Annotated in this window: 27 protein-coding genes and 3 tRNA genes; 14 read left to right on the plus strand and 16 right to left on the minus strand. The window is 68.8% G+C overall.

What is annotated here, in order from left to right; translation table 11 throughout:
- Nucleotides 1-25 precede the first annotated feature (25 nt).
- The 3 genes from DKM19_RS38825 to DKM19_RS38835 are packed head-to-tail and all read right to left on the minus strand — an operon-like array spanning nucleotide 26 to nucleotide 2,984.
- Nucleotides 26-1,249: a PLP-dependent aspartate aminotransferase family protein gene (locus DKM19_RS38825; RefSeq protein WP_110702778.1), complete on the minus strand. Its 1,224-nt coding sequence runs from the start codon at nucleotides 1,247-1,249 to the stop codon at nucleotides 26-28.
- Nucleotides 1,246-2,256, minus strand: a complete 1,011-nt coding sequence (locus tag DKM19_RS38830; protein WP_110702780.1) for an NAD(P)H-dependent glycerol-3-phosphate dehydrogenase — start codon at nucleotides 2,254-2,256, stop codon at nucleotides 1,246-1,248. The genes DKM19_RS38825 and DKM19_RS38830 overlap by 4 nt, the downstream gene beginning before the upstream one ends.
- 20 nt (nucleotides 2,257-2,276) lie before the next feature.
- Nucleotides 2,277-2,984: a 1-acyl-sn-glycerol-3-phosphate acyltransferase gene (locus DKM19_RS38835; RefSeq protein ID WP_110702782.1), complete on the minus strand. Its 708-nt coding sequence runs from the start codon at nucleotides 2,982-2,984 to the stop codon at nucleotides 2,277-2,279.
- 67 nt (nucleotides 2,985-3,051) lie between these two features.
- Between DKM19_RS38835 and cofC the strand changes: the two genes are divergently transcribed.
- Nucleotides 3,052-3,720, plus strand: coding sequence for a 2-phospho-L-lactate guanylyltransferase (cofC, locus tag DKM19_RS38840; protein WP_110702784.1), 669 nt, complete (start codon nucleotides 3,052-3,054; stop codon nucleotides 3,718-3,720).
- 156 nt (nucleotides 3,721-3,876) lie between these two features.
- On the opposite strand, the gene DKM19_RS38845 is transcribed toward cofC, so the two are convergent.
- Nucleotides 3,877-5,331 (minus strand): MFS transporter, encoded by a 1,455-nt coding sequence (locus tag DKM19_RS38845; protein WP_110702786.1) that lies wholly within the window; start codon nucleotides 5,329-5,331, stop codon nucleotides 3,877-3,879.
- Nucleotides 5,332-5,556: 225 nt separating this feature from the next.
- On the opposite strand from DKM19_RS38845, the gene DKM19_RS38850 reads away from it, so the two are divergent.
- Nucleotides 5,557-6,321, plus strand: a complete 765-nt coding sequence (locus DKM19_RS38850) for a TetR/AcrR family transcriptional regulator (protein ID WP_110702787.1) — start codon at nucleotides 5,557-5,559, stop codon at nucleotides 6,319-6,321.
- Here DKM19_RS38850 and DKM19_RS38855 read toward each other — a convergent pair.
- Nucleotides 6,236-7,468 carry an MFS transporter gene (locus tag DKM19_RS38855; RefSeq protein ID WP_162642088.1) on the minus strand — a complete coding sequence of 411 codons (1,233 nt, stop codon included), beginning with the start codon at nucleotides 7,466-7,468 and terminating at the stop codon, nucleotides 6,236-6,238. The two genes, DKM19_RS38850 and DKM19_RS38855, sit on opposite strands and share 86 nt — an antisense overlap.
- A 106-nt stretch (nucleotides 7,469-7,574) precedes the next feature.
- Here DKM19_RS38855 and DKM19_RS38860 point away from each other — a divergent pair, with 106 nt between their 5' ends.
- On the plus strand, nucleotides 7,575-7,766 hold the full coding sequence (locus DKM19_RS38860; RefSeq protein WP_239513822.1) for a hypothetical protein: 192 nt from the start codon (nucleotides 7,575-7,577) through the stop codon (nucleotides 7,764-7,766).
- A 331-nt stretch (nucleotides 7,767-8,097) separates the two neighbouring features.
- Here the strand turns inward: DKM19_RS38860 and DKM19_RS38865 are convergent, their stop codons facing one another.
- The 4 genes from DKM19_RS38865 to leuC all read right to left on the minus strand — a co-directional run bounded on the left by DKM19_RS38865 (nucleotide 8,098) and on the right by leuC (nucleotide 10,750).
- The gene (locus DKM19_RS38865; RefSeq protein WP_089213375.1) at nucleotides 8,098-8,397 is read right to left on the minus strand and encodes an HU family DNA-binding protein; all 300 of its coding nucleotides are present in this window, start codon (nucleotides 8,395-8,397) and stop codon (nucleotides 8,098-8,100) included.
- A gap of 143 nt (nucleotides 8,398-8,540) precedes the next feature.
- Nucleotides 8,541-8,795, minus strand: a complete 255-nt coding sequence (locus DKM19_RS38870) for a hypothetical protein (RefSeq protein ID WP_089213374.1) — start codon at nucleotides 8,793-8,795, stop codon at nucleotides 8,541-8,543.
- A complete protein-coding gene (leuD, locus tag DKM19_RS38875; RefSeq protein WP_110702793.1) occupies nucleotides 8,774-9,361 on the minus strand; it encodes a 3-isopropylmalate dehydratase small subunit in 588 nt (195 codons plus the stop codon). The genes DKM19_RS38870 and leuD overlap by 22 nt, the downstream gene beginning before the upstream one ends.
- 12 nt (nucleotides 9,362-9,373) lie before the next feature.
- Nucleotides 9,374-10,750: a 3-isopropylmalate dehydratase large subunit gene (leuC, locus tag DKM19_RS38880; protein ID WP_110702795.1), complete on the minus strand. Its 1,377-nt coding sequence runs from the start codon at nucleotides 10,748-10,750 to the stop codon at nucleotides 9,374-9,376.
- Nucleotides 10,751-10,821: 71 nt separating this feature from the next.
- On the opposite strand from leuC, the gene DKM19_RS38885 reads away from it, so the two are divergent.
- Together DKM19_RS38885 and DKM19_RS38890 are read left to right on the plus strand one after the other, a co-directional pair.
- Nucleotides 10,822-11,538, plus strand: a complete 717-nt coding sequence (locus tag DKM19_RS38885) for an IclR family transcriptional regulator (RefSeq protein ID WP_089213371.1) — start codon at nucleotides 10,822-10,824, stop codon at nucleotides 11,536-11,538.
- A 154-nt stretch (nucleotides 11,539-11,692) separates the two neighbouring features.
- The gene (locus tag DKM19_RS38890) at nucleotides 11,693-13,423 is read left to right on the plus strand and encodes a hypothetical protein (RefSeq protein WP_110702796.1); all 1,731 of its coding nucleotides are present in this window, start codon (nucleotides 11,693-11,695) and stop codon (nucleotides 13,421-13,423) included.
- Here DKM19_RS38890 and DKM19_RS38895 read toward each other — a convergent pair.
- From DKM19_RS38895 to DKM19_RS38910, 4 genes are all read right to left on the minus strand, one after another.
- Entirely contained in the window at nucleotides 13,420-14,694 is a 1,275-nt protein-coding gene (locus tag DKM19_RS38895; RefSeq protein ID WP_110702798.1) for a S1 family peptidase, read from the minus strand. The genes DKM19_RS38890 and DKM19_RS38895 overlap by 4 nt on opposite strands.
- Nucleotides 14,695-15,146: 452 nt before the next feature.
- Nucleotides 15,147-15,219: transfer RNA gene (locus DKM19_RS38900), tRNA-Glu, on the minus strand.
- 16 nt (nucleotides 15,220-15,235) lie between these two features.
- A tRNA-Glu gene (locus tag DKM19_RS38905) sits at nucleotides 15,236-15,311 on the minus strand.
- A 62-nt stretch (nucleotides 15,312-15,373) separates the two neighbouring features.
- A tRNA-Gln gene (locus DKM19_RS38910) sits at nucleotides 15,374-15,445 on the minus strand.
- Nucleotides 15,446-15,621: 176 nt separating this feature from the next.
- Between DKM19_RS38910 and DKM19_RS38915 the strand changes: the two genes are divergently transcribed.
- On the plus strand, nucleotides 15,622-17,601 hold the full coding sequence (locus tag DKM19_RS38915) for a M3 family metallopeptidase (RefSeq protein ID WP_110702800.1): 1,980 nt from the start codon (nucleotides 15,622-15,624) through the stop codon (nucleotides 17,599-17,601).
- Between the two features lie 293 nt (nucleotides 17,602-17,894).
- Here the strand turns inward: DKM19_RS38915 and gltX are convergent, their stop codons facing one another.
- Together gltX and DKM19_RS38925 are read right to left on the minus strand one after the other, a co-directional pair.
- Nucleotides 17,895-19,226: a glutamate--tRNA ligase gene (gene gltX / locus DKM19_RS38920; RefSeq protein WP_239514517.1), complete on the minus strand. Its 1,332-nt coding sequence runs from the start codon at nucleotides 19,224-19,226 to the stop codon at nucleotides 17,895-17,897.
- Nucleotides 19,227-19,254: 28 nt separating this feature from the next.
- The gene (locus DKM19_RS38925; protein WP_110702804.1) at nucleotides 19,255-20,031 is read right to left on the minus strand and encodes a fumarylacetoacetate hydrolase family protein; all 777 of its coding nucleotides are present in this window, start codon (nucleotides 20,029-20,031) and stop codon (nucleotides 19,255-19,257) included.
- A gap of 287 nt (nucleotides 20,032-20,318) precedes the next feature.
- Here DKM19_RS38925 and DKM19_RS38930 point away from each other — a divergent pair, with 287 nt between their 5' ends.
- Genes DKM19_RS38930 through DKM19_RS38955 form a run of 7 tightly spaced genes read left to right on the plus strand, consistent with a single transcriptional unit; the run spans nucleotide 20,319 to nucleotide 23,675 of the window.
- The gene (locus DKM19_RS38930; protein ID WP_239513823.1) at nucleotides 20,319-20,813 is read left to right on the plus strand and encodes an Asp23/Gls24 family envelope stress response protein; all 495 of its coding nucleotides are present in this window, start codon (nucleotides 20,319-20,321) and stop codon (nucleotides 20,811-20,813) included.
- Nucleotides 20,810-21,157 carry a hypothetical protein gene (locus DKM19_RS38935; RefSeq protein ID WP_369986964.1) on the plus strand — a complete coding sequence of 116 codons (348 nt, stop codon included), beginning with the start codon at nucleotides 20,810-20,812 and terminating at the stop codon, nucleotides 21,155-21,157. The genes DKM19_RS38930 and DKM19_RS38935 overlap by 4 nt, the downstream gene beginning before the upstream one ends.
- Nucleotides 21,154-21,342: a hypothetical protein gene (locus DKM19_RS50175; protein WP_143653255.1), complete on the plus strand. Its 189-nt coding sequence runs from the start codon at nucleotides 21,154-21,156 to the stop codon at nucleotides 21,340-21,342. Before DKM19_RS38935 ends, DKM19_RS50175 begins: the two co-directional genes overlap by 4 nt.
- Nucleotides 21,339-21,911, plus strand: a complete 573-nt coding sequence (locus tag DKM19_RS38940) for an Asp23/Gls24 family envelope stress response protein (protein WP_110702806.1) — start codon at nucleotides 21,339-21,341, stop codon at nucleotides 21,909-21,911. Before DKM19_RS50175 ends, DKM19_RS38940 begins: the two co-directional genes overlap by 4 nt.
- Nucleotides 21,908-22,642, plus strand: a complete 735-nt coding sequence (locus DKM19_RS38945) for a DUF6286 domain-containing protein (RefSeq protein WP_110702808.1) — start codon at nucleotides 21,908-21,910, stop codon at nucleotides 22,640-22,642. Before DKM19_RS38940 ends, DKM19_RS38945 begins: the two co-directional genes overlap by 4 nt.
- The gene (locus tag DKM19_RS38950) at nucleotides 22,639-23,232 is read left to right on the plus strand and encodes a hypothetical protein (RefSeq protein ID WP_162642090.1); all 594 of its coding nucleotides are present in this window, start codon (nucleotides 22,639-22,641) and stop codon (nucleotides 23,230-23,232) included. The genes DKM19_RS38945 and DKM19_RS38950 overlap by 4 nt, the downstream gene beginning before the upstream one ends.
- 59 nt (nucleotides 23,233-23,291) lie before the next feature.
- Nucleotides 23,292-23,675: an antibiotic biosynthesis monooxygenase gene (locus DKM19_RS38955; protein ID WP_204358429.1), complete on the plus strand. Its 384-nt coding sequence runs from the start codon at nucleotides 23,292-23,294 to the stop codon at nucleotides 23,673-23,675.
- Nucleotides 23,676-23,771: 96 nt separating this feature from the next.
- Here DKM19_RS38955 and DKM19_RS38960 read toward each other — a convergent pair whose 3' ends face one another.
- Entirely contained in the window at nucleotides 23,772-24,368 is a 597-nt protein-coding gene (locus DKM19_RS38960) for an HD domain-containing protein (RefSeq protein ID WP_110702811.1), read from the minus strand.
- A 380-nt stretch (nucleotides 24,369-24,748) separates the two neighbouring features.
- On the opposite strand from DKM19_RS38960, the gene DKM19_RS38970 reads away from it, so the two are divergent.
- Complete coding sequence (locus DKM19_RS38970; protein ID WP_110702816.1) at nucleotides 24,749-26,455, plus strand: heparinase II/III family protein; 1,707 nt, start codon at nucleotides 24,749-24,751, stop codon at nucleotides 26,453-26,455.
- The last annotated feature ends 210 nt before the right edge of the window (nucleotides 26,456-26,665 follow it).

Consider the following 26,665-nt stretch of genomic DNA (forward strand, 5'->3'; position numbering starts at 1 on the left):
CAATCTGCCTGTTAGACGCGCCTATCTACCCGATACGGGGAAGGGAGTCCAGCGCCTTGGTCACGTCCATAATGAGGTCTTCCGCGTCCTCAAGCCCGATGGAGAACCGGACCGCCCCCGCGTCGACCCCGGAGCCGTTGCCGAGCCGGCGGTGGGTGGCCGAGGCCACGTGCGCGGCCTTGGTGCGCGTGCCGCCGGCGGAGGTGGCGATCGAGGCGAGTTTGAGCGCGTCGGCCAGCGCCGCGCCCGCGCCGTAACCGCCGTGCGGGGTGATCGTCACGCAGGCGCCGTATCTGGTGCCCTCGGGGCCGGAGTCGAACAGGCGTCTGGCGAGCTGGTGGCCCGGGTGGCCGGGCAGCCCCGGATAGTCGACCCGGCGCACGGCGGGGTGCTTGGCCACGGCGGCGGCGAACAGCATCGCGGTGGAGCACATCCGGCGCACCCGCAGCGGCAGGGTCTCCAGTCCCCTGCGCAGCAGGAACGCGTCGTCGGGGGAGAGCGTCCCGCCGGTGTCGATGCGGACCTCGCGCAGCTGGGCGACCAGGTCGGGACGGCCGACCGCGACGCCGCCGGTGCAGTCGTCGTGGCCGCCGAGGTATTTCGTCGCGGAGTGGATCACCAGGTCGGCGCCGTGTTCGAGGGGGCGGCACACGATCGGGGTGGCGAAGGTGGAGTCGACCACCAGCAGCGCCCCGGCCATGCGGGCGATCCGGTAGAGGCCTCGGATGTCGGAGACGGCCATCGTCGGGTTGGAGAGCGTCTCCGCATAGATGATCTTCGTATTGGGCCTGACCTCCGCGTGCACCCGGGCGAGATCGCCGTAGTCCACGAAGTCCGCGCCGACCCCGAACCTGGACAGCACATTGGTGATCAGGGAGTGGGTCCCGCCGTACAGGGGGGCCGGGGCCACGATGTGCGCGCCCGCGCGCAGGAACGTCATCAGGACGGTGCTGATCGCCGCCATCCCCGAGGCGAACGCCTGGCCCGCCACGTCCTCGGGCGCCGCGGCGCCCTCCAGCGAGGCCACCGCCGCGGCGAAGGCGGCGGTGGTGGGGTTGTCGATCCCGCCTTCGGCGAAACCGGAGCCCTTCTCGTCGAACGCGTCGGCGTATTCGGCGGAGTCGCCGAAGCTCCACGCGGAGTTGCGCCACACCGGAAGGCCGAAGGGGCTCTGCTGGGGCGCGAGCGCGGGAGGCAGGTGCACCGATCGGGTGTTCTCGCCCTGCCTCCTGCGTGTGCGTCTGTTCACAGACCGTACCGTTCCGCTTTGGGAGTTCGCGACATCAGCAGCACCGCGGCCTCGCTTGGTGGCATTGCGTCGTGGACCACCGCCACCACCACCTCGGTGATCGGCATCTCCACGTCGTGCTTCCTGGCCAGCTCGAGGACCGACTCGCAGGACTTGACCCCCTCGGCGGTCTGTTTCGTGGCGGCGACGACCTCGGCCAAGGTCATGCCCCGCCCAAGATTCTCACCGAAGGTACGGTTCCGGGACAATGGGGACGTACAGGTCGCTATCAGATCGCCCATCCCCGCCAGGCCCGCGAAGGTGTGCGGATCCGCGCCGAGCGCCTCGCCCAGCCGTGAGATCTCGGCCAGCCCGCGCGTCATCAGCATCGCCCCGACGTTGTCGCCGAGCCCCATCCCCGCCGAGATGCCGACCGCCAGGGCGATCACGTTCTTGATCGCTCCTCCGAGCTCGACCCCCACCACGTCGGGGTTGGTGTAGGGACGAAACCACGGCGGCATGTAGCAGGCCGCCTGGAGGCGTTCCATGGCCCGCTCGTCGGTGCAGGCGACCACGGTCGCGGCGGGCTGGCCCCGGACGATCTCACCGACCAGGTTGGGCCCCGACACCACCGCGACCCGCTCCTGGGGCACCTCCGCGACCTCGCAGATCACCTCGCTCATCCGCTTGGTGGTGCCGAGCTCGATGCCCTTCATCAAGCTGACCAGCACCGCGTCGGGCGGCAGATCCGCCTTCCACCGGCTCAGGTTGGACCGCAGTGTCTGGGAGGGCACCGCGAGCACCACGAAGTCGGCACCGTCGAGAGCCTCGGCGGGATCGATCGTGGCGCGCAGGGTCTCGGGCAGCACCGCCCCGGGAAGGTATTCCGGATTCTCGTGACGGCGGTCGATCGCCTCGACCACCTCCGCCCGCCGGCCCCACAGGGTCGTCCGGGTGCCCGCCCCCGCAAGGATCATGCCGAAGGTAGTGCCCCACGAGCCCGTGCCGAATACAGCCGCCTTGGTCATTTCATCACCGTACGCCGAAGTCAGTTGTCAACGGGTTCCGGCGCCCCTGGCGCCTTCTCCCCTCGCAGCTCGGCGAGCTGAACCGTGATCGCCGCCATGATGTCGGCGGTCGCGTCGCGCAGGACCTCCGCGTGCAGCGGCTGCCCCTCGTACTTCGACAGGTCGACCGGCGGGCCGGTCAGCACGTGGAAGGTCTTGCGCGGAAAGAGGCTGGGCCTCTTGCTCCCGTAGGGCAGGATTTTCTGGGCCCCCCAGTGAGCGACCGGGATCACCGGCGCGCCGGTCGCCAGAGCCAGCCTGGCCGCGCCGGTCTTGCCCTCCATCGGCCAGAACTCGGGATCGCGGGTGCAGGTCCCCTCCGGGTAGAACATCACGCACGCCCCGTCGGCGATCCGCCGCTCCGACTCCCCGAGCGAGCGTGCCGCGTCGGCGCTCCCCCGGTAGACCGGGATGGCCTGCAGCTCCTTCACCATGTGCCCGAGCCCCGGCACGGAGAAGAGCCCCGACTTGGCGAGGATCGTCGGCCAGCGCCCGTTGTTGTAGAGGTAGTGCGAGATCAGGATCGGATCCAGCCACGACAGGTGGTTGGTCACCAGGATGATCCCGCCGGTCTTGGGCAGGCGGTCGCTGCGCCGCCAGTCCTTCTTGACCAGGAGCCAGGAGATCGGTTTGACGATCGTGACCGCCACGGCGACCCAGAATCGCGAAGGCCATCCAGGACGTCTCATGGGCTCCTCCAGGTGAGCGGGGTGCGTCCCAAGTCTCCCGGTTGACTCCGCGAGATGTCGAGGCGGGATGCTTAAGGTTATGCCTGCTCCGGAGAGTTTCACCTGGACCCTCGTCGTGCCGGTCAAGACGCTGGTCGCCGCCAAGACCCGGCTGTCGGCGGCGGCGGGCCCGCACCGGGCCGCGCTGGCCGTGGCGATCGCCTGTGACACCGTCGAAGCGGCGCTGAGCTGCGTGTTCGTCGCGCGGGTCGTCGTGGTGACGGGCGACCCGGTGGCGGCCGAGGCGCTCGGCGGCGTCGGTGCCCACGTCGTCGGCGACCCCGAGGCGGGGCTGAACGCCGCCCTCCGCCGCGGTGCCCGGGAGGCGGTACGGCTGGCGCCCGACGACGCCGTCGGCGCGCTCCAGGCCGATCTCCCCGCTCTGCGCCCGGCGGAGCTTGCCCTCGTGCTCACCGCCGCCGCGGAGTTCGACCAGATGTTCCTGCCCGACGCCGTCGAGGTCGGCACGACCTTCTACGGGGTACGGCCCGGCGTGCCGTTCACCCCGGGGTTCGGTGGCGAGTCACGGGACCGTCACCTCCGGCGTGGCGCGAAGGAGCTCTGCCTGGACGGGATCGACTCGGTCCGGCGGGACGTGGACACCCCCGACGACCTCCGGGTGGCACTCGCCCTCGGCGTCGGCCCCCGCACCCTGGCGGTGGTGGAGAGGATCAGGGGCGGGGAGCCGGACAAGTGAGCCGGGGAGCCCCCTCCGCCTCCGCGGGAGGGGGCTCCCCGGCCGTCCGGCCTCCGTCCGTCACGAAGCTCGATCCCGGGCTCGGCGCGGAGCTCGTCGGGCTCCCCCGCCGTCTGGTCTCCGCCTGCCCCGGTCGGGGGATCGGGCTCCTTGAGCTCAATGTCCGGCGTTCTCCTCCACGGCGTGCTTCGGCAGGAGGAAGGCGGCGAGGAAGGTCGCCAGCAGCATCCCGGCGACGATCCAGAGGACGATCCGCGTCGCCCCGATGACGTCGGGATTCGCTCCGATTCCCAGCTGGTCGAAGAAGACCGTGCCGAGCAGGGCCACGCCGAAGGCCCCGCCGAGCTGCTGGACCGCGGTGAGCGTGCCGGAGGCCGAGCCGCTCTCGTGCTGCTCGACCCCGGCCAGCACGATGTTGAAGAACGGCGCCATCAGCAGGCCCATCCCGATGCCGGTGACCGTCAGCGCCGGGACGAACTGCCAGGGGGTCACCTCCATCCCCGCGAGGGTGACCGTCAGCAGGACGCCGAGCGTGCCGAGCGCCATGACGAGGACGCCGCCCTGCAGGACCTTGCGGCCGAACCGCTGCACCATCTGGGCGAGGCCGAAGCCGACGACCATTCCCAGCGACCAGGGGATCATCACCAGGCCGGCCTTCAGCGTGGAGTAGCCGAGACCGACCTGGGTGTAGAGGTTGAACACCAGGGCGAAGCCCGACATGGAGGAGAAGAAGACCAGTCCGGTCAGCAGGCCGCCGGTGAAGGCCCGCTTGCGGAAGAGGCTGGGTACGACCAGCGGGTCACCGCCCGCGCGGCTCCTGCGGGACTCGAACCAGCCGAAGATCGCGAAGACCACGACGGATGCGCCCATCATGACGAAGGACCAGGCGGGCCAGTCGCTCTCACGGCCCTGGACCAGGGGAAAGACCAGGAGCAGTCCGGCCAGGGAGGCCAGGAGCACGCCGCCGAAATCAAGCTTGAGGGGGTGTGGTGAGCGCGACTCGGGAAGGTATCGCAGCCCGGCGACGATGGCGGCCAGGCCCAGCGGCAGGTTGATCAGGAAGATCATGCGCCAGCCGGTGCCGAAGAAGTCGGCGTCGATCAGCCATCCGGCGAGGATCGGACCGCCCACCGAGGACAGGCCCATGACCGGCCCGAACAGGCCGAACGCGGCGCCCATCTCCTTCGGCGGGAACATCTCCTTGATCATGCCGAGCCCCTGCGGCAGCATGACCGCGCCGAACAGGCCCTGGACGACCCTCGCTCCGACGAGCAACTCCGGCGACTGCGCGACGGCACAGAGCAGCGAGCCCACGGTGAATCCGGCGGCGCCGATGAGGAACATCCTCTTTCGGCCGTAGATATCGCCGAGCCGTCCGCCGGTGATCAGGCCGACCGCCATGGAGAGCGTGTAGGCGGCGCCGAGCCACTGGATGACGGCGGCGGTGCCGCCGAGCTCGGCCCGGATGGTGGGCGCGGCGATGTTGGTGACCATGGCGTCGAGGAGGTCCATCACCTCCGCGGCCAGGATCACGAACAGGGCGACCCAACGCCAGCGGTAGAGCGGGGGTTCGGGTGGCGCGTCGACTGCGGTCGTCACGTCACTGGTCATGGTGCTCTCCTCAGGGGATCTGGGTGGAATTTGGGTGGGAACAGCGTCCGCCTCCGATGAACATCGTTCACTGTAGACGAGCGATGTTCTTTGGGAGAACATGGTTCAGTCCGCAGTGCGATGTTCTTAAGATATGTCGCATTGGTTGGCATGACAAGATATATCGCGAAAATGAGCGGTGTTCTCCACACCGATCATTGTTCGGCACGGCGTTACACTGACGTCATGAGCGACGAGTTGCCCGCGCTGCCCTGGGAACGGTCACGCCGGAGGACGGCTCCCGCACGGATCCCTCTCACCCGGGATCGGATCGTCGACGCGGCCTACGTCGTGCTCGACCGGGAGGGCTACGAGAAGCTTGGCATGCGCCAGGTCGCGGCCGAGCTCGGCGTCGCGGTCTCGGCCCTCTACTCCCACGTGAGCAGCAAGGACGAGCTGTTCGAGCTGATGTACGTCCGGATGTTCGACGACTGGAGCCTGCCCGAACCCGATCCGGAGCACTGGCGTGAGCAGGTCGCGGACTACGCCCGCGCCGGACGGGCCAGACTGCACAAGCATCGCGACCTGGCCCGGATCTCGATGGGCAGCATTCCCTTCGGCCCCGAGACGCTGCCGCACATGGACAAGATCCTCGGCCTCTTCCGCGCGGGCGGGCTGCCCGACCGGGTCGCCGGGGCGGCCGGCGACGTGATCTCCACCTTCATCGACGGCTTCGCCCTTGAGGAGAGCATGTGGGAGACCCGGCGCCGCGAGTCCGGTAAGAACTCCTGGGCGGAGATGCGGGAGACCCTCGAGCGATACTTCGAGGAGCTGCCGCCCGACCGTTTCCCGCACCTGGTCGCGCTCTCGAACACGATGTTCGAAAACTCCAACGACGACCGGTTCGACCTCGGCATCGAGATCATCATTCGAGGGCTGGCGTCGTTCGCGGAGGAGGCAGAAGCCGGAAGATCTTCCGGGAGGTCAGCACCGGAAGATGAGCGGTCATGATGCCGGCCGTGGCGACCCACAGCACGGTGTGCGCGTCGAAGACCTCTCCCAGCGCCCCGCCCAGCAGGCCGCCGACCGGTGCGGCCCCCCACATCAGAAATCGCATGCTGGCGTTCATGCGGCCGAGCAGGTGCTCCGGGGTGATCCGCTGGCGGTAGCTGAGCTGGTTGATGCTGAACACCGCGCCGCCGACGCCGCTCAGCAGGCAGCCGAGCGGAAACAGCGCCAGCCGCCAGCCCTCGGCCGTCAGCGGGGAGATCAGGATGGCCAGGGCCGCCAGAACGGCTCCGCCGTACATGGCGCGGCCGACGCCGAAGCGGACCGCGACGCGCGACGCGAGCACCGCACCGATCAACCCTCCGACGGCGCCGCCGGAGAGCAGCAGACCGTAGATCCCCGGACTCACTTCGAGCATCTTGATCAGGAAGAGCGGCTGGGCCACGACCCAGATGCCGTTGGACAGCATGACCAGCGCGCCGACCCCGGCGATACGGCGAAGCACCGGGTGTCCCACGACGTAACGGACGCCCTCGCCGATCTCCTCCCCGAGCCTGCGGCGCTCCGCGATCGGTGTGATCGTCTCCTCGGCGCGCACCCCGCCGAGCAACAGCGCCGAGACCAGATAGCTGACCGCGTCGGCGAGCAGCGCGATCGGCGCGCTCAGCGCGTGCACCAGCCAGCCGCCCAGCGCGGGACCCGACAGGACGGCGGTGTTGCGCAGCGTCTCCAGGGTGCCGTTTCCCCTCAGCAGATCGTCCTTGCCGACGAGCGAGGGCAGGAAGCTCATGTGCGCGACGTCGAAGAAGACCGCTCCGACACCCATGAGGAGGGCGACGACGTAGAGGTGGGGCAGGGTCATCGCGTCCAGGGCGACGGCGGCAGGGACGGACAGCAGCGCGACGCCGCGGAGCAGGTCACTCCAGATCAGGATCGGACGGCGGCGCAGCCGGTCCGCCCACACCCCGGCCGGCAGCCCCAGGAACAGGAACGCGGCCATCTCGGCCGCGGTGAGCACACCGATCTGGAAGGGGCTCGCGTCGAGGGTGAGCATCGCCACGAGCGGCAGGGCCACGAGCGTGATCTGGGTCCCGAACTGACTGATCGCGTCGGCCCCCAGAAAAAGCCGGAACGACGCATCTTGCCACATACCGGTTCTTTTGTTCCCCGCGCGCATGATGAGGCATCGTGGCGGTCCCCCGCGAAGCCGGTCAACCGCTTTTCCGGCGGGTTACGCTGATCGGGTGCAGGCAACGGTGCGGATCTTTGACGCGACGACCCGGTCGGGGTCGGTGTTCCTCGACGACGGGAGCGAGATCCCGTTCGATGCGGCGGCGTTCGACGCGGGGCCGCTGAGGCTCCTCAGGTCCGGCCAGCGGGTCAACATCGTCATGGACGGCGGCGACATCACCTACGTCACGCTCTCGACCTTCCCCGTGCCCCGATAGGCCTCGCCCCGGGTAAGGCAGCGGTTTCGGACCCGGCAACACCCCCCGCCCCCAAGATCGTGCCCCGGCGGATCCCCGGGCCGGGTGAGGCCACGATTTTCGGCCCGGACGGCCCGCCCACCCGGGCGGAACCGCCCCGGCGGACGCCCGCCCCGGGGCTCCGTGCCCGGATCGGCCCCGGAGCCCGAATGGGCCCGGGCCTCGTGCCGGGATCGGCCCCCGGCCGATCTCCCCGCACAAGGCCCTCCACCTGCCCGGCAGAGCTCTCCCCCGTAAGGAGAAGCCGGACACCCGGACTCCCGCGGCGGGAATCCGGGTGCTCGCGTGAGGGCTACTTTTTCTTCGCGCTCTTCTTGCCACCCGTGTTGACGAGTTCCTTGAAGTCGGAACCGGGCCGGAACTTCGGCCCCCAGCTCTCGGCGACGTGGATCTCGGCACCCGTCGAAGGATTGCGGGCCGTACGGGCCGGCTTGTGCACCATCTCGAAGGCGCCGAAGCCCGTGAGCGAAACCTTGTCACCGGTGGCGACCGCTGACTGAATGGTCTCGATCACCGCATTCACAGCCTCGGTGGCCGTCTTCTTGTCGCCCATCTTGTCCGCGATGGCGTCGACGAGTTCCTTTTTGTTCATAAGGTTGCTCCCCCTGTCTTACCGATGTCCGGGAGTGGGTCATGAGGCAGAAAACCCGTCTCACCCGATTTGTCACGACGAGAGGTCTCAACTCAGAGAGAAACCCCTTGCCCGCTTGAAATTAAGGGACAGAGCCGTATGACTCAATCACCTTCCGCAATGTTTCCAGCACTCGGCGTATCTGAAACCAGAACATCAAGGTCTAGAAGGAATAAATCGAGACGCCCTGCGGCATGATCAAGATCATGTTTTGACACATCGCAGATGGCGAGCAGGCGTCTGGACAGGCGCTGTCGCTCTGCCGGGGGGATGGGCAGCACGCGAACGCGGCGGTGCGCATCGCGCAACCGCCGCGCCAGCTCGTTCTCTGAACGTGTCAGACAGTCGTCGGCAGCCATGGCTGCCGACCATTCTCGTACACCGTCACATCGTCGGCGTTGCGCAGGGTCAGCCCGATGTCGTCCAGGCCCTCCATCAGCCGCCAGCGGGTGTAGTCGTCGATCTCGAATCCGGCGACCTCGCCACCCCAGCGGACCTGACGTCCTTCCAGGTCAACGGTGACCTCCAGGGCGGGGTCCGCCTCCACGGCGCTCTGCAGGGCCTCCACGACGGCGGCCGGCAGGACGACGGGGAGCAGCCCCATCTTGGTGGAGTTGTTGCGGAAGATGTCGCCGAAGCGGGCCGCGATCACGACGCGGAAACCGTACTGCTGCAGGGCCCAGACCGCGTGCTCTCGCGAGGAGCCGGTGCCGAAGTCGGGTCCGGCGACAAGGATCGAGGCGCCCTCGTAGGCGGGGTTGTTCAGGACGAAGGCCGGGTCCTCGCGCCAGGCGGAGAACAGGCCCTTCTCGAATCCGGTCCGGCTGACCTGCTTGAGCCAGACGGCGGGGATGATCTGGTCGGTGTCGACGTTGCCGCGACGCAGCGGCACGGCCCGGCCGGTGTGGGTGGTGAAGGCGTCCATCGCGAAAACTCCTTACAGGTCGGCGGGCGCGGTCAGTTTGCCGGTGACGGCGGTCGCTGCGGCGACCTGCGGGGAGACGAGGTGCGTACGGCCGCCCTTGCCCTGGCGCCCCTCGAAGTTGCGGTTGGAGGTCGAGGCACTGCGCTCGCCGGGGGCGAGGGTGTCGGGGTTCATCCCCAGGCACATGGAGCAGCCGGCCTCACGCCACTCGGCTCCCGCGGCCTTGAAGATCTCGTGCAGCCCCTCCTGCTCGGCCTGGAGCTTGACCAGCATCGAGCCGGGGACGATCAGCGTGCGGGTGACGACCTGGCGGCCGCGCAGCACGTCGGCCACGGCCCGCAGGTCCTCCAGCCGCCCGTTGGTGCAGGAGCCCACGAAGACCGTGTCCACCCGCACGTCGCGGAGCGGGGTGCCCGCGGTCAGCCCCATGTACTCCAGGGCGCGCGCGGCCGCGGCCGGGTCGTCGGTGTCCCGGGGGTCCGGCACCGACGTGCCGAGGGGAGCCCCCTGGCCCGGGTTGGTGCCCCAGGTGACGAACGGGGTCAGCGTCGTGGCGTCGATCTCCACGACCGTGTCGAAGACGGCGTCCTCGTCGGTCGTCAGCGTCTTCCAGTATTCGACCGCGGCGTCCCAGTCCGCGCCGGACGGCGCGTGGGGACGGCCCTTGAGGTATTCGAGCGTGGTCTCGTCCGGAGCGATCATGCCCGCCCTGGCGCCCGCCTCGATGGACATGTTGCAGACCGTCATCCGGCCCTCCATGGAGAGCGCCCGGATGGCCTCGCCACGGTATTCGACGATGTAACCCTGGCCGCCGCCGGTGCCGATCTTGGCGATGATCGCCAGGATCAGGTCCTTGGCGGTGACCCCGGCCGGCAGCGTGCCGGAGACCTCGATGGCCATCGTCTTGGGCCGGTAGGCGGGCAGCGTCTGGGTGGCCAGCACGTGCTCCACCTCGGAGGTGCCGATGCCGAAGGCGATTCCGCCGAAGGCTCCGTGCGTGGAGGTGTGGGAATCGCCACACACGATCGTCATACCGGGCTGGGTCAGACCGAACTGCGGGCCGATGATGTGCACGACGCCCTGGCCCGCGTCACCCATCGGGTACAGCCGGACGCCGAACTCCGCGCAGTTCTTGCGCAGTGTCTCCACCTGCACCCGTGACACGGGATCGCTGATGGGACCGCGTACGGTCGGGACGTTGTGGTCCTCGGTGGCGATCGTCAGCTCGGGCCGCCGAATGGGCCGGCCCGCCATACGCAGGCCGTCGAACGCCTGCGGGCTCGTCACCTCGTGAATGAGGTGAAGGTCGATGTAGAGCAGATCAGGCTCGCCCTCGGCACGTCGTACGACGTGCTGCTCCCAGACCTTCTCCGCCAGCGTGCGGCCCATGTCGCCTCCTTGCGATCGCCGATTTCGCACCCCACTTGCTTTCTCATATGTCGAGACGTCAGTATCGGTGCATGGACAACTCTAGCGGAGTCGGCGTACTCGACAAGGCCGTCCTCGTGCTCAACGCACTTGAAGCGGGCCCTGCATCCTTGGCACAACTCGTCCAGGCCACCGGCCTGGCGCGCCCCACGGCCCACCGGCTGGCCGTCGCGCTGGAGTATCACCGCATCGTCTCCCGCGACACGCAGGGCCGATTCGTGCTGGGCCCGCGCCTGTCCGAGTTGTCCACTGCGGCCGGTGAGGACAGGTTGCTGGCCGTCGCCTCTCCGGTGTTGACCCAGCTTCGGGACATGACTGGCGAAAGCGCGCAACTTTACCGGCGCCAAGGTGACGAACGAGTGTGCGTGGCCGCCGCCGAGCGTGCCAGCGGGCTGCGCGACACCGTGCCGGTCGGCTCGGCGCTGCCGATGCTCGCCGGGTCGGCGGCGCAGATCCTGCTGGCGTGGGAGGAGCCGGACCGCCTGCACCGGGGACTGCGCGGAGCCAAGTTCACCGCCGCCACGCTGGCGAGCGTCAGACGCAGGGGCTGGGCGCACAGCGTCGGCGAGCGCGAGCAGGGCGTGGCCAGCGTCTCGGCGCCCATCCGCGGCGCGGGGGGCAAGGTGGTGGCCGCGGTGTCGGTCTCCGGTCCGATCGAGCGCCTGACCCGGACTCCCGGCCGGCTGCACGCCGCCCCCGTCGTCACCGCCGCCGAGCGGATCACCGAGTCGATGCGGCGGGCCAACTGAGCCCTCCCACGAGGGATCGCGACGGATCACAACGGATCCACGGCGTCGTCCGCGCACGATCGGCCTGGCCTGTAGGTGAGCCACGTGAGATCGACTGGGCTGACCCGTGCGATATGAGGAGGCGAGCACCCTTGCGGCCCCCTAGGCTGGGTAGGTGACAGATCGCATCGAGGCAGCCGCCGCTGAACTGCGTCCCCTGCTCCAGAACTTCATCCTCTGGGCGCGTGAGAACGCGCCCGGCAGCGATGCCAACCTGGTCGGCTCCGTCGCCCTATGGCACCGGCTGATCGCCTCCGACGACGTCGGCCGGTGGAAGCAGGCCGATCTGCGCACGGTGCTGCTCGACCGGATGCCCCAGGTCGTGGAGGATCCGGACGCCGCCGCCGACGGCATGGTGCCCGCGGTCCGCGCCTATCTGACCTTCCTGTCGGAGTCGAACCACCTGACCAAGGGCTCCGCCTCACTCGACGATCTGCTCGTCGAGCTCGACCGTCTCGAAGACGATTTTGTCGACGCGATGGAGGATCTCGTCGTCGAACAGGACGAATACGAGGACGAGGACGAGGAGGAGTCCGAGGGACTGGGCGACTTCGAGCCGTTCGCCGACGAGCTCTCCGATCTGCCGACGATCCGGCTCCGCCCCGACGCCGAGCTGGCCGCGGCCACCCGGAAGACGACTCTGATCACCAAGGCCCGTGACCTCGCGGTCTGGGTCGGATCCGAGCGCCGCGTGGGCGAGACGAGCCTGCTCAGCGACGCCGAGATCGGCGAGGCCCTCACCGCCCTGGGGCTCGCGGCCCCCGAGCCGGGGGACAAGTCGCTGGCCGACTCGGTGCCCGCGCTCTGGAACATCTGGAACCTCGCGATCGACCTCGACTTCCTCCAGCCCGAGGGCGAAGACACCGTCAGTGCCGACGCCGACACCGCGGACTGGCCCTTCGAGGAGGACGACGACGCTCTGGACGCCTGGATGGCCGGTCTGCACTCGATCGACTACGGCGACCCCGAGCTCGAAGACGAGGAAGCCACGATCGCCCTGTCCGGGCTGACCCGGGCCCTGCTGATCCGGGTGCTCCTGGCCACCGGTTCCAAACCCCTGGCCGAGCTCCGCACCGAGCTGGCCGAGGCCGCCGCCGAATACGACGACCTGGGCGCCGACGCCTGGGCCGCGGCCGCCGAGCGGTACGGCGACCCGCTCAACCCGGTGCTCGAGTGGCTGACCGGCTACGGCATGGTCGAGGTCGAGCACGATCAGGTACGGCTGACGTCGCTCGGCATGGAGGGCCTCGTCCACCTGGTGGACGACGCCGACATCGAGCTGGACGCCCGGCCCGCCATCGACGCGATGACCGCCCTGGATCTGCTCTCCTTCAGCGCGGAGCTGCCCGAGGAGGAGGCGGACGCCGAGTTCGCCGCCTGGATGGAGCTGCGTGCCCCCGCCCAGGCCGCCAAGGAGCTGCTGGAGGCCGCGGCCGAGGATGACGCGGACGCCCTGATCCGGGTCCAGGCGGCCAGCATGGTCGGCTCGCTCGGCGAGGAGGCCGTGCCCGCCTGGAAGGACGCTCTCGACGAGCCGTCCCTGCGTCCCTACGCGGCCACCCATCTGGCCCAGCTGGGCGTCGACGACGCTCCCTCGCCCACGCAGGCCGACACCCACTGGCTGATCCTCGACATGCTGACCATCTCCGCCGGTCTCGGCCGCCCGGAGTTCGTCAGCAGCCTGGACGACATCGGCGACCTGGTCAACCTGCTCGACGTGATCTGGAAGGTGCCGCACCCGCACCTTGAAGAGTTGCTGGAGGCCATCGGCAAGGCTCACCCGGACAAGCAGGTGGGCAAGGCCGCCAAGCGGGCCCTGTTCAAGGCCCGCTCCAACCACAACTAGCGCGCTGGTACCGGCGTCCGGGTAACCGGCGCCGGTGTCGGCGTCCGGGTCGGAGTAGCCGGTGACGGCGTCCGGACAGCCGGTGAGGGAATGACGCCCGAGTCGGTCACCAGGGTCAGGCCGTAGGTCGCGAGGATCTCGTTGATCGGCTGGAAATAGGTGGTGCCGCCCGAGTTGCAGTTACCGGAGCCGCCGGAGGTGACACCCTGTGCCTGGTCGATGGAGATGAAGGATCCGCCGGAGTCGCCGGGCTCGGCGCAGACGTTGGTGCGGGTCAGCTCGAAGACGTTGCCCTGGGTGTAGGTGACGCTGGCGTCGCGCTGCAGGATCGTGCCGCAGTGCCAGTCGGTGGTGGAACCCGAGCGGCAGACCGAGGCGCCCTCGATGGCCGCCCTGGAGCCGGCGACGGGCACGGCTCCGTTTCTTCCGGTGCCACCGTTGCTCACCAGCGCCCTGGGCGTCCAGTTCCCGTTCACGAGGACCCAGGCCATGTCGCTGATCGGAAAGGCCGATCCCCGGATGACGCCCTGGGCGACCCGGTTGAAGCCGGTGGTGACGCTGCCCGCCTTACCGCAGTGACCGGCGCTGACAAATCCGTTCTGAGTGCCGCGGGTCACCGAGAAGCCGACCGAGCAGCGACTCGTGGGTCCGATGTAGTAGGCGTCGCCACCCCTCAGGTCGTAGAAGAGCCGGGGCTGCTCGGTGGACGGCACCACGCTCACCGCCGCCGTGTCCACACCAACGGTCTTGATGATCTCCACGGTCTCCGTGGGCGCCGCGGAGAGGACGACGATCTTGTTGTTCTTGACGTCGATGTAGCGCACGCTTCCCCCGCGCGGGTGGACGGGCAGGGCCTCGTCGAGCCTCCGCTTGATCGGGATGAGCTGTGACAGCGATCGGGTGACGATCTCCGGCTGGGCGCCCGCAGCGATGATCTGGGGAATGTCGGCGGCGCTGGTGGTCGCCACCACGAGGGTCTGCGCGGTGGTTCCCATGAGCCAGGAGCCGCCGAAACGGTCGCCGAGCCGTCCGCGGAGCTTCTCCTCGATCGGTGCCAGACGGGCCTCGTTGAGCAGGCGAGCCTCGGCCTGATCCCTGCTGAGGCCGAGGTCGCGCCGGAGTGCGTCGATCATGCCCGGCGGTGGTTGCCAGACGGACGGAACGACCGGAGTATCCGCTGTCCGGCGGCCGGCGACGGCCGGGACGACCATCAGGCCAAGGGCGGTGATCGCTAGGACGCATCCCGCGGTAACGGCATGTCTGTGAGACATGGGTGTCTCTCCTCGACCTCGGCTTCTCAGGTAAGAGGGAGGAGAATCGCCCTATATCGCAGGATGATCATGCGATATAGACAACGCCATCTTAATCCAGTCGTTATCTATCGAGGCCGCAGAAGCCAAGCGCCACGCGGGCGGCGATTTCGAACGGGGTCCGCCGGCGCGCGCACCGCCCTCCGCGAAACCGCCCTCCGTGAAGGAGCATCGCGGGAGCACTCTCGCCGGAGGGACTCCGCCGGACGACCGGCGGATCGCGCCGCCGACGGCCCTCCACCTGGCATCCGGCGGCCGAGGGGATGATCGTTTGAGTCGCTGCTCGGAGGTGATGCCGACCCATTTCGGGACGGCAAGGCTATCCAGTAAAGGATGCGCTCCGAAAAAAGGTGAATTTTCTCCAGAAATACAGAAAGCCCCCGAGAGCCAATGCTTTCGAGGGTTTCACGATGTAGTCCCGACCGGATTCGAACCGGCGCTACCGCCTTGAGAGGGCGGCGTCCTGGGCCACTAGACGACGGGACCTTGTAAGAGAAGACAGTGGTAGTCCCGACCGGATTCGAACCGGCGCTACCGCCTTGAGAGGGCGGCGTCCTGGGCCACTAGACGACGGGACCCTACACACTGTCACCGGATTCGGAGGGAGCTGAATCCGCAACGTCTTCCGAGGAAGACGCAGCTGGGGTACCAGGACTCGAACCTAGAACAACTGAACCAGAATCAGCCGTGTTGCCAATTACACCATACCCCACCGCACCGGACTCCCTTGCGGGATTCGCTGGCGACTCCGAAAGAATAGCCCAGGTTGGGGGTCAAGACCAAAACGATTGACCAGAGCCCGAATCGCCGTGACACCGGAGTGCCATCTGCGGGCCCGCTGTGTAACGCTGCTGAAGCGATCCCGCCTGTCTATGAGGAGTCCCCGCCTTGACCGAGAACCCGTTCTTCGCTCCGAGTACGTTGCCCTACAAGCTGCCGCCCTTCGCTGAGATCCGGGAGGAGCACTACCTTCCCGCGTTCGAGCGGGGCATGGCCGACCAGCTGCGAGAGGTGGAGGAGATCGCGAGCGAACCCGGCCCCGCGACGTTCGCCAACACCGTCGAGGCGCTGGAGCGCTCGGGCCAGATCCTGAAGCTGACCGCGACCGTCTTCATGAGCATCGCCTCCTCCGACGCGACCGACGGCATCCGGGAGATCGAGACCGAGATCTTTCCCAGACTGACCCAGCACGGCGACTCCATCCATCTGAACCGCGCCCTCTACGCCCGGATCAAGCAGGTCACCACCGAGAACCCCGAGGAGGCCTGGCTGCTGGAGAAATACCGCGTCGACTTCGTCCGGGCCGGCGCGGACCTGTCCGAAGCCGACCAGGGGCGCCTCAGGGAGCTCAACGAGGAGCTGACCAGACTCGCCACGACCTTCTCTCAGAACCTGCTGACGGCCTCCACCGCCTCCGCGCTCGTCGTGGAGGACGTCAAGCAGCTCGACGGGCTCTCCGAGAGCGCGATCAAGGCCATCGAGAAGGACGGCACGTACGTCCTGCCGCTGCTCAACTTCACCAACCAGCCCGCCCTGGCCGAGCTGACCGACAGGGAGACCCGCAGGAAGCTGTACGAGCTCTCGGTCGGCCGGGCGCCGGAGAACTTCGGGCTGGCCGCCAGGATGGCGGCGCTCCGCGCCGATCGGGCGGCCCTGCTCGGCTACCCGAACCACGCCGCCTACTCCGTCGCCGACCAGACCGCGAAGACGACCGACGCCGTCGAGGAGATGCTCGGCAAGCTGGTGGGCCCCGCGGTGGCCAACGCCCGCCGGGAGGCCGAGGCGCTGGGCGAGCAGGCCGGGTTCCCCATCGAGCCGTGGGACTGGTCGTTCTACGCGGAGAAGGTGCGCAAGGCCCGCTACGACTTCGACGGGGCGGAGCTGCGTCCCTACTTCGAGCTCGACCGGGTGCTCAGGGACGGCGTCTTCCACGCCGCCGGTGAGCTGTACGGGATCACCTTCGCCGACCGGGACGATCTGGCCGGCTATCACCCGGACGTACGGGTCTTCGAGGTGTTCGACGCCGACGGCTCACAGCTCGGGCTGTTCGTGTTCGATCCCTACGCCCGGCCCACCAAGCGGGGCGGCGCGTGGATGAACAACCTCGTGGACCAGTCACACCTGTTCGGCGAGCTGCCCGTGGTGATGAACAACCTCAACATCACCAAGCCCGCGGAGGGCCCGACGCTGCTGACCTTCGACGAGGTCAACACCGCCTTCCACGAGTTCGGCCACGCCCTGCACGGCCTGTTCTCCGATGTCCGCTTCCCCCGGGTCTCCGGCACCGCCGTGCCGCGCGACTTCGTGGAGTATCCCTCCCAGGTCAACGAGATGTGGGCCACCTGGCCGTCGGTCCTCGCCAACTTCGCCAAGCACCACGAGACCGGCGAGCCGGTGCCGGCGGAGCTCCTGGAGAAGATGAGGGCCGCCGAGAGGTTCAACCAGGGCTTCGGGACCGTCGAGTATCTCGCCGCGGCGCTGCTCGACTGGGCCTGGCACAAGCTGGTCCCGGGCGAGGTGGTCGAGGACGCCGAGGCGTTCGAGGACGCGGCCCTGGAGCGCGCGGGGATCGCCTTCAGGCTGGTGCGCCCGCGCTACCGGACCAACTACTTCGCGCACGTCTTCTCCGGCGGCGTGGGCGGATACAGCGCCGGCTACTACTCCTACATCTGGAGCGAGGTGCTGGACGCCGAGAGCGTCGACTGGTTCAAGGAGAACGGCGGTCTCAAGCGCGAGAACGGCGACCACTTCCGGTCCGCGCTGCTGTCGGTCGGCGGCTCCATGGACGCGATGAGCGCCTTCCGTGACTTCCGCGGTCGCGACCCCCGCATCGAGCCCCTGCTGGAGCGCCGCGGCCTGCTGACCTGACGGGTCTCCTCCGCGCTCGTACGGCCTCCCCGCTTCGGCGGGCAGGCCGTACGGCTCAGAGCCCCAGACAGTGGGTCACGGCATCGCGCTCGGGCTCGGCCCGGCGGGCCCACGCCGCTCGTGACCCCGCTTCACCTCCCCCGGCTCCACGCGGTGGACGGCGCCGCGGATCACCGGGCATCCTTTTCTCCGGTTCTCCGGCCAGGTTCCCGTCCGCCGGCCGCTCGCCACGGGACCTCGCCGGTCACGTGGCTCCACCCCCGCCCCGCCGGGCACTGCCCGGCCGCTCTCGCTCAGCCTTCGAGCTTGGCGAGGGCGGCGCGGAGCCGGTCCTTCGAGCGCTCCCGGCCGAGCACCTCGATCGACTCGAACAGCGGCAGGCCGACGGTCCGGCCGGTGATGGCCACGCGGACGGGGGCCTGCGCCTTGCCGAGTTTGAGGCCGTACTCGATGCCGACCTCCTCCAGCGCGGTCTTGAGCGACTCGGGGCTCATGTCGACCGTCTCCAGGCGGGCGAGGTAGCCGGTGAGGATCTCCACGGCGGAGTTCTTCATGGCCTTGTCCCATGACGCCTGATCGAAGACGGGTTCGTCCAGGAAGAGGAAGTCGACGTTCGCGGTGATCTCGGAGAGGACCGCGATGCGGGTCTGGGCGAGCTCGGCGACCTTGGCGAAGGTCTCGCGGTCCCAGCCGGGCTCCAGCCACGGCTCGCAGTGGGCGATGAAGCTCGAAAGGGGCAGCGCCCGGATGTATTCACCGTTGAACGCCCGGAGCTTCTTCTCGTCGAAGAAGGCATTCGAGGAGATGACGTCCTCCAGGCGGAACAGCGGGACCATCTCCGACCACGGCATGATCTCCCGGTCGCCGCCGGGGCCCCAGCCGAGCAGCATCAGGTAGTTGACCATCGCCTCGGCCAGGTAGCCCTCCTCGCGGTAGGACTCCAGGGCGACCTTGTCGCGGCGTTTGGACAGCTTCTTGCGCTGCTCGTTGACGATCACCGGGGTGTGCGCCCAGACGGGGGGCCGCGCGCCCAGCGCGGGCCACAGCAACTCCTGGCGGGCGGCGTTGGGCAGGTGCTCCTCGCCGCGGACCACGTGGGTCACCCGCTGCGTGATGTCGTCAACGGCGTTGGCCAAGACGTAGAGGGGGGATCCGTCGCTGCGCGCGATGACGAAGTCCTCCTGCGCGTCGTTGGGGAACTCCACCCTGCCCTTGATGAGGTCGTCGACCACGATGACCCCCTCGTCGGGGGTACGGAAACGGGCCGCGCCCTCGGTCAGGCCCCTGTCGCGGCAGAAGCCGTCGTAGCCCTTGTGCTCGGAGCCGGTCCGCGCCTGGACCTGCTCGCGGGTGCAGTCACAGTGGTAGGCCTTGCCGTCCGCAAGCAGCTTGGCGACGGCCTCGCGGTGCTGCGGCTCGTAGGCCGACTGGAAGTAGGGGCCCTCGAAGACCGGGTTGTCGCCGTTGATCCCGATCCAGGAGAGGGCCGAGATGATGCCCTCGGTCCACTCGGGACGGTTGCGGGTGGCGTCGGTGTCCTCGATGCGCAGGATGAACCGGCCGCCGGCCCCTTCGGCCAGTGCCCAGTTGAACAGCGCCGCACGGGCGCTGCCGACATGGAACATGCCGGTGGGCGAAGGAGCGAAACGAACCCTAATCACGCGAGACCACCCGGTTGCTGAGAGTGCCGATTCCTTCGATGAAAACGCTGACCTCGTCGCCGATGGCGAGCGGGCCGACCCCCTCGGGCGTCCCGGTGAGGATGACGTCACCGGGGATCAGGGTCATGACCGCGCTCACGTGAGCGATCAGCGCTGGAATGTCATACATGAGCTTGGAGGTGCGCGAGCTCTGCTTGACCTCGCCGTTCACCGACGTGGTGATGGCCAGGTCGCTCGGGTCGAGCTCGGTCTGGATCCACGGGCCGAGCGGGCAGAACGTGTCGAAGCCCTTGGCCCGGGTGAACTGGACGTCCTTCTTCTGCAGGTCCCTGGCCGTGACGTCGTTGGCGCAGGTGTAGCCGAAGATGACCTCGTGGGCCCGCTCCCTGGGCACCTCGCGGCAGAGCCTGCCGATGACCACGGCCAGCTCCCCCTCGTAGTCGACCCGCTGGGACAGCGCCGTCGGATAGGAGATGGCCTCTCCCGAACCGATCACCGAGGTCGACGGCTTGAGGAAGACCAGGGGCTCGTCGGGCACCTCGCCGCCCATCTCGCGGGCGTGATCGGCGTAGTTTCTGCCGATCGCGAGCACCTTGCTGGGCAGCATGGGCGCGACCAGCCTGACCTGGGAGAGCGAGTAACGCTCACCGGTGAGCTGGATCGACCCGAACGGGTGCCCCGAGATCCCGGCGATGAACTCCTCGCCGGGACCGCCCTCGACCACGCCGAATCCGACACCGTCACCTGTGGAGAACCTGGCTATACGCACACGACAAGGCTAGTCGCGGTCGGAGTCCTGCCGGACCGTCACCCGGAGCCGTCACGCCGCCTCGCGGGAGCGTCTGCCCGGGGCAGCGCTCGGTCCAAGCGCTCCCAAAACGTGGAGGACCAAAAATCTCAACTAACCAAATCGTCCCAATATATCCACAATCAGCCAATAAATCCCCATTATCCGATTAATAAAGCGTATGCGCTGATTGTGGCGGATGTGGAGGGTATTACGCCCTGTAGCGGTATCGGGAGGCCAGACGGTTTTCCACGGGGGAAGGAAACGACGTGACCGAAGCGAGCACGGTAAGCAAGACCAAGGGCGACGAGGGCGCGGTGGCACGCACCAGAACCGGAAGCCCCGGAATGCAGGGGGGCCTGGTCACCCCCATGGGAACCACCAGCATCGAGAGCGGGGTCGTGGCCAAGGTCGCGGGCATGGCGGCCAGGGAGATCCCAGGGGTCTACGACATGGGCGCCAGCACCGCACGCGCGTTCGGCACGGTCCGCGGCATGGTGGGCGGCCAGCAGAACGTCATGCAAGGGGTGTCCGTCGAGGTGGGCGAGCGGCAGGCCGCCGCCGACCTCCAGCTGGTCGTCGACTACGGCGTGGCCATCCCGGACGTCGCCACCGCCGTACGCCGTAACGTGATCACGGCTGTCGAGCGCATGTGCGGGCTCGAGGTCACCGAGGTCAACATCAAGGTCGCCGACGTCCACATGCCCGGTCAGGACGGCGACGGGACCGGGGAGCAGCCCGAGTCGGGGCCGCGCGTCCAGTGAACGAACCGACGCACGACACGACCGACCTGGCCGACGAGGTGGCCGGTACCGCCGGCCCTGCCGACGAGGTGGCCGGTGCCACCGACCTGGCGGACGAGGTGGCCGGCGCCGTTCGACGATGCCCGGACGTCGCCGAGCTGTCGAGCGGGCCGTTCGAGACCGTGGCGACCTACCTGCCCGGCAGAAAGGTCTCCGGTGTCGCACTGCGTGACGACGTGGTGGAGGTCTCCATCGTCGTCAGGCAGGGGCGCCCGCTCCCGGAGATCGCCGACGAGGTGCGTGCGGCGATCGCCCCGCTGGTGGGCGGCCGCCCGGTGAACGTCCATATCGGAGGTATGCAATGAACACTTTCCCAATGTGGTCCGTGATGGGCCTCATCCTCGGCATCGCCCTGGGCTTCGCTGCCGCCTTCGGTGGTCTCGGCGCCTTTCTTCTGGTGCTCGTCCTGGGCGCCGTCGGATTCCTCCTCGGCCGCATCGCCGAGAGCGGCGAGATCAGCATGTTCCGGTGGTCGGGAGGGCGGCAATGACCACCCCGGTCGAGCACCGCGCCACGGAGACGCCCGCGGACGCCGGCGACCTTCCGACCCGTCCGCCGGGAGACGACACCCCCGCGGACGAGGCGTGGTCAGCTCAGCCCGTACGGCGAGCCGTACCGGCCGGGCAACGAGGCAGGACCGAGATCGCGGAGCGAGTCGTGTCGCGCATCGCGGCTCGGGCCGCGGGGGAGGTGGCGCGGGTGCGCAAGGTCGGCGAGCGGGGGCCGCTGACCTTCCGAGGGGGCGCCCGCGCCACCGTCGACGGAGAGCTCACGGCGCTGCGGCTGGACGTGACGGTGGAGTATCCCGCCCCGCTCCTGCACGTGGCCGATGAGGTCCGGCAGCACGTCAGCGAACGGATCCACACGCTGACCGGCCTGGCCGTCGGCCACATCGACATCGACGTGACGAACGTGGTCCCTTCCCGGGTGACGCCTCTCGCCGGGTACGCCGGAAACACCGAGTACACGGTGACCCGTTCCCCGGCGGCTCCTGACGACTACTCGATGACCTGCTCCAGGACTCCGCAGGCCGAACGTCCCGAGGGAGAAGGCCGATGACGGTTCCCTCATCCGGCTCACCGGACGTTCCCGCCTCCGGCCCGCCGGACATGGTCCCGGGGATGAGGAACACCGATGAGATAAACACGCAGGAAATGCCGACCGCACCCGGTGCGGAGCTCACGGAACAGCCCGTACCGCCCGTGCCGGCCGGAGTGCCGCGGAATGCCTCCGCGGACCGGGCGGCGGTCAAAGCCTTCCGTCCGCGCCGGGTGATCCCCTCTGTGATCACGGCCCTCCTGATGCTCGTGATCGGCGGCCTGGTGGCCGCAGAGGTGATCAGTGCGCTGCTCGGCAACCCGCTGCGCCTGGTGCCCTATGACCGAGTGCTGGGCTGGGCGTCGTCCACGTCGTGGGACGACCCGTCGGTGCTCATGGGCGCCCTCGTGCCCGCTCTCCTGGGCCTGCTGCTGGTGTTGCTCGCGCTCATACCCGGACGGCCCAGGCTCATCCCGGTCAGGACCGGCGACAAGGACCTGATCATCGGCATGCGGCCCAAGGGCTTCGCCCACGCTCTGACCCACGCGGCCGAGCAGGTCCAGGGCGTCGACCATGCCCGGGTGAGGGTGCTCGGCAGGACCGCGCACGTGAAGGCGGACAGCTTCCTGCGGGACACGACCGGGGTGGCGGACGCCGTACGGCAGGCCGTTACCGCGCGCATCGCCACGCTCAGTCCCGTGCGCGACCATTCCGTACGGGTGAAACTGCGAGAAAAGGGTGAACGTTCGTGAGCCGCATGGACAGGAAGACCGCGAGGGGCAACCGGCTGGGTCTGCTGATCATCGGGCTGCTGCTGATCATCCTGGGCGGCCTCGTGATCGCCCGCGGCGCACGCCTGTTCCCGCAGAGCTTCGCGCCCGCCAGGGCGCCGCTCGTCACCGATTCGGTGCGCTCCGCCTTCGTCCATGACTACCCGCTGCTGTGGTGGATGGTCGCCGGGGCGGCGGTCGTGCTCGCGCTGCTGGGCCTGCGCTGGCTGCTGGTCCAGGGACGGAGCCAGCGACTGGGCGGCATCCGCCTGCAGAGGGGCCCCACCGGCGTGACCGAGGTCGACACGGGGCACGTGGCCGACGCGATGGCCACCGAGGTCAGCTCACAGCCCGGGGTTCTCGGTGCCACCGCCTCACTGGTCGGCACCAACGCGCACCCCGCCGTACGGCTGCGCATGGCGGTCGCCGAGACCGTCCCGATGAACGCCATCCGCGAGCAGCTGGGCGGGACCGCCCTCCCGCACATGCGCCAGGCACTGGAGACCGACCGGGTGCCGACGGTCGCCCAGGTGAGCCTGGAGTCGCCACACCCCCGGAGGAACGTCGCCTGACGGAGCGTCACCCTAGAGTGATCGGGGAAACCAACGCTTCGAGACTTCGAGGAGAAGCTGTGCCTTCGGTTGTGAAGATAAACGTGCTGACCGTGTCCGAGGAGATGCGCGAGGAGCTGGAGCGCCGGTTCTCCGGGCGGGCCGGGGTCGTGGAGTCCGCCGACGGGTTCGAGTGGTTCGAGCTGCTGCGTCCCGTGGAGGGCACCGACCAGTATCTGGTCTACACCCGCTGGCGCTCCGATGAGGACTTCAAGCGCTGGACCGAGAGCCAGTCATTCCAGAAGGGCCACGCCCAGGCCGCCGGACAGGCCGGCGGCCAAGGGCAGGGTGAGGCACAGGGACACGGGCACGGACACGGCCATGGACAGGGACCGGCCGCCTCCGGAGCCCAGCTCTGGTCGTTCGAGGTGGTCCAGAGCGCCGGCCCCAAGTCCGGCTCCTGAACGGACGCGCCTTCTCAAGCCCCGGGGACGCATCCCGGCCGGGACCGCTTCCAGGTCGCGGCCGGGAGTTCGAGCGCATGCGTGCTCCGGCCTGTCTCAGTGGTCCAGCGGGTTCGCCCTGATGCGTTCGGCGACGCCCGCGCGGACGAACACACCCGCGAGGCTGTCCGGCTTCCGCTCGGCCTGGTCCCTGAAGCACGCGATGAACTCCTCGCCGAGCCCCAGCCGGGGGTAGCGCTCCAGCACCTCGGCCCGTAGCCCGGCCGGAAAGTCCTCCGACCTCCGTCCGGAGACGTCCAGCCCCGTGGACAGCTCCAGCAGGTGCCCCTCGGGATCCTGGGTCACATCCACCTTGTCCCACATGTGCCGCACGATCACCTCCGACGCGCGCACCCGCCGCTCGACCGGCCACCCCGCGCCGGCGCCGAGGACCCACGCGACATGGCCGCCCGCCTCCTCGAACGGCACGGTGTGGCTGTCGAACTCCTTGACCAGGCCGATGTCGTGCAACATCGACGAGACGTACAGCAGCTCGGCGTCGAAGGAAATGTCGTTCATCGCCCCGTAGGCCGCCGCCCAGAGGTAGGCCCGCACGGAGTGGTTCAGCAGGGCGGGTGAGCAGTAGGCGGTGGCGACCTCCAGCGCGCCGCGAGTGGCGGAGGTGTCGGGAATCACGATGTCGGCGAATCTCATGCGTCCAGCTTGCCCCAGTCGGAGAACGGCCCGCGAGTGGCCGGAAGGTCAGCCGTCGATGGGATCCCGCCATGGGGTTCACGACTGCCGCGGTGGCGCCGTTCGACGAGATCCCGCCGTTCGAGGCCCCGGCGCCGATCGCGGTCTCCGGGGTTCGATGCCGGTCGCGGTCTCCGGGATTCGATGCCGGTCGCGGTCCTCGGGATTCGATGCCGATCGCAATATCTTCGGGAGTCGGCGCGCTGAGCCGAGAGGCGTCAAACGCGCGGCCCGCATCTAGTTGCTAACGATGTGCCGGAAGAGGTCCGCCCTGCTTGACCGATTTGCTGGGATTTGGACACCATGATCCGCCCTCTTCGTTCGGCCCGAAAGGAACTGGCGTGCGCCGCCGCACACAAGCACTCTTTCTCTCACTCGTTCTCTTCGCGACCTGCGGCGCGACGGTCGGTACGGCGGAGGGCTCGGACCAGGTCAAACGCACCTCCGAGTGTCAGGGCGACTGGCTGCCGGCCACGCCGACGGGACCGGAGATCATGGCGGGTGAGGTCGAGTTCCTCGATCTGGACCCGGTGAAGGTGGCCAAGGACGTCAACTGGCGCACCGACCCCTACCGCAACCGCTCGTGGAGCATGGTCTTCCACTCGCTGCGCTGGATGGGCCGCCTGGTCGCCGATTACGAGAACAACGGGGACAAGGCGTACCTGGACCGGGCCACCGAGGTCGCCAAGGACTGGGTGGAGGACAACCCCCTCGGCAGCGCCAAGGCCAGTTCCTACGCCTGGCAGGAGCACCCGATCGCGCTGCGCGCCCCCGCGCTGCTCTGCCTCAGCAAGCACGTCAGCGCGTCCTGGCTGACCAGCAGCCTGGCCGAGCACGCGAAGATGCTCTCCAACCCGAACCTGTACGAAAAAGGCCACAACCACGGCATCGACCAGGACATCGCCCTGCTCGGCATCGGCTGCCGCTACAAGCGCGACGAGTGGTCCAACCTCGCGATCAAGCGACTGACCGAGACCGTGAAGCTCGACGTCGACTCCCAGGGCGTGCTGCGTGAGCAGGCCCCGCGCTACGCGATCTACGTCCACGAACGCCTCAAGGTCGCGATGGACAACATCACGGCGTGCGGGCGGAAGGTGCCCGGGGAGATCGCCAAACGGTGGGAGTCGCTGGAGGGCTTCATCGCCTACTCCACCCAGCCCAACGGGTTCATGGTCCCGATCGGAGACGGCACCGCGGACGTGCGGCCGGTCGGTTACGACCAGGCCGTGAAGACGTCCGGCGACCACCCCACGAAGACCGTGCGGGTGTTCGGCAACGGCTACGTCTACGGGCGCACCGCCTGGGACAAGCCCGAGTCGGCGTTCTACTCCATCCGCTTCGGCCCCGGCCTGAAGTATCACGGTCACGAGGACCACCTCGGCGTCACCTACTACGCCCAGGGCCGCGACGTCCTGGTCGACGTGGGCTTCCACTCCTATGAGAACAGCGCCTACCGCAACTGGACCATGTCCCCCGAGGCGCACAACACCCCCGCCGTGGTCGGAGCCAAATTCCGCGGCAAGACGGCCACCACCCTGAGCAGATCCTCGATCGGGCAGGATCGGCAGAGCTACCGGCTGACCGACAAGGCCTACGGCGTGCCTCGGACCCGCTCGGTGCTGGTCAACCACGGGGAGGACGTGATGGCCGTGCTGGACACGGTCCCCAAGGGTTCTCAGGTCCGCAACGTCTGGCACCTCGCCCGCGAGTTCTCCACCGTGTCGAACTCCGGCGGCCAGGTCGTGGTCAAGGACAAGGCGGGCTGGAAGGCGACGCTGGTCCAGCTCTCGATGCCGTCCTGCAAGCCGGTGAGCGGGCTGAAGGTGGTCAAGGGACAGCAGAGTCCCTACCAGGGCTGGGTCTCCCCCGCCTACCTGCAGAAGGAGCCCGCCCCCGCGGTCGTCTCCCCCGCGTCCGACGGTCCGCTGCTGACGGTCGTGGTGCCCGGCACGGACAAGCCCTCGGTCTCATGCGCCGGAGGCAAGGTCAGCCTGGAGACGTCCCAGGGCTCGGTCGGCTTCCGGGTCAACGGCGCGGATCTCTCCTGAGGTCCGTTGCGGGCCCTCCCCCGAGGGCCCGCAACGGATCCCGCCCAAGGCCCCGCAGCGGATTCGATCACCGTCGAACGGGCTCATCCTGAAACCGCTCGCCGTCGCGGACGGGCAGGAGGGCACGGGGATCCACAGGCGTGCGGCTTGAGTCCGTACCAGAGGGCACAGGGGTCCCCCTCTCGTACGGCTTCCGTACGAGAGGGCACG

Origin of the sequence: Streptosporangium sp. 'caverna', assembly GCF_003203775.1 — a bacterium.
GTDB classification, from domain to species: Bacteria; Actinomycetota; Actinomycetes; order Streptosporangiales; family Streptosporangiaceae; genus Streptosporangium; species Streptosporangium subroseum.

What these genes read in the sequence shown, in the direction of transcription:
- leuD (WP_110702793.1), bottom strand. Translation starts at nt 9,361, where the DNA reads ATGGACGCCTTCACCACCCACACCGGCCGGGCCGTGCCGCTGCGTCGC.
- DKM19_RS38945 (WP_110702808.1), top strand. Translation starts at nt 21,908, where the DNA reads ATGACGGTTCCCTCATCCGGCTCACCGGACGTTCCCGCCTCCGGCCCG.
- DKM19_RS38960 (WP_110702811.1), bottom strand. Translation starts at nt 24,368, where the DNA reads ATGAGATTCGCCGACATCGTGATTCCCGACACCTCCGCCACTCGCGGC.
- DKM19_RS38830 (WP_110702780.1), bottom strand. Translation starts at nt 2,256, where the DNA reads ATGACCAAGGCGGCTGTATTCGGCACGGGCTCGTGGGGCACTACCTTC.
- leuC (WP_110702795.1), bottom strand. Translation starts at nt 10,750, where the DNA reads ATGGGCCGCACGCTGGCGGAGAAGGTCTGGGAGCAGCACGTCGTACGA.
- DKM19_RS38845 (WP_110702786.1), bottom strand. Translation starts at nt 5,331, where the DNA reads ATGACCAGTGACGTGACGACCGCAGTCGACGCGCCACCCGAACCCCCG.
- DKM19_RS38940 (WP_110702806.1), top strand. Translation starts at nt 21,339, where the DNA reads ATGACCACCCCGGTCGAGCACCGCGCCACGGAGACGCCCGCGGACGCC.
- DKM19_RS38850 (WP_110702787.1), top strand. Translation starts at nt 5,557, where the DNA reads ATGAGCGACGAGTTGCCCGCGCTGCCCTGGGAACGGTCACGCCGGAGG.
- cofC (WP_110702784.1), top strand. Translation starts at nt 3,052, where the DNA reads ATGCTTAAGGTTATGCCTGCTCCGGAGAGTTTCACCTGGACCCTCGTC.
- DKM19_RS50175 (WP_143653255.1), top strand. Translation starts at nt 21,154, where the DNA reads ATGAACACTTTCCCAATGTGGTCCGTGATGGGCCTCATCCTCGGCATC.
- gltX (WP_239514517.1), bottom strand. Translation starts at nt 19,226, where the DNA reads ATGTTCCATGTCGGCAGCGCCCGTGCGGCGCTGTTCAACTGGGCACTG.
- DKM19_RS38865 (WP_089213375.1), bottom strand. Translation starts at nt 8,397, where the DNA reads ATGAACAAAAAGGAACTCGTCGACGCCATCGCGGACAAGATGGGCGAC.
- DKM19_RS38885 (WP_089213371.1), top strand. Translation starts at nt 10,822, where the DNA reads ATGGACAACTCTAGCGGAGTCGGCGTACTCGACAAGGCCGTCCTCGTG.
- DKM19_RS38895 (WP_110702798.1), bottom strand. Translation starts at nt 14,694, where the DNA reads ATGTCTCACAGACATGCCGTTACCGCGGGATGCGTCCTAGCGATCACC.
- DKM19_RS38870 (WP_089213374.1), bottom strand. Translation starts at nt 8,795, where the DNA reads ATGGCTGCCGACGACTGTCTGACACGTTCAGAGAACGAGCTGGCGCGG.
- DKM19_RS38835 (WP_110702782.1), bottom strand. Translation starts at nt 2,984, where the DNA reads ATGAGACGTCCTGGATGGCCTTCGCGATTCTGGGTCGCCGTGGCGGTC.
- DKM19_RS38855 (WP_162642088.1), bottom strand. Translation starts at nt 7,468, where the DNA reads ATGTGGCAAGATGCGTCGTTCCGGCTTTTTCTGGGGGCCGACGCGATC.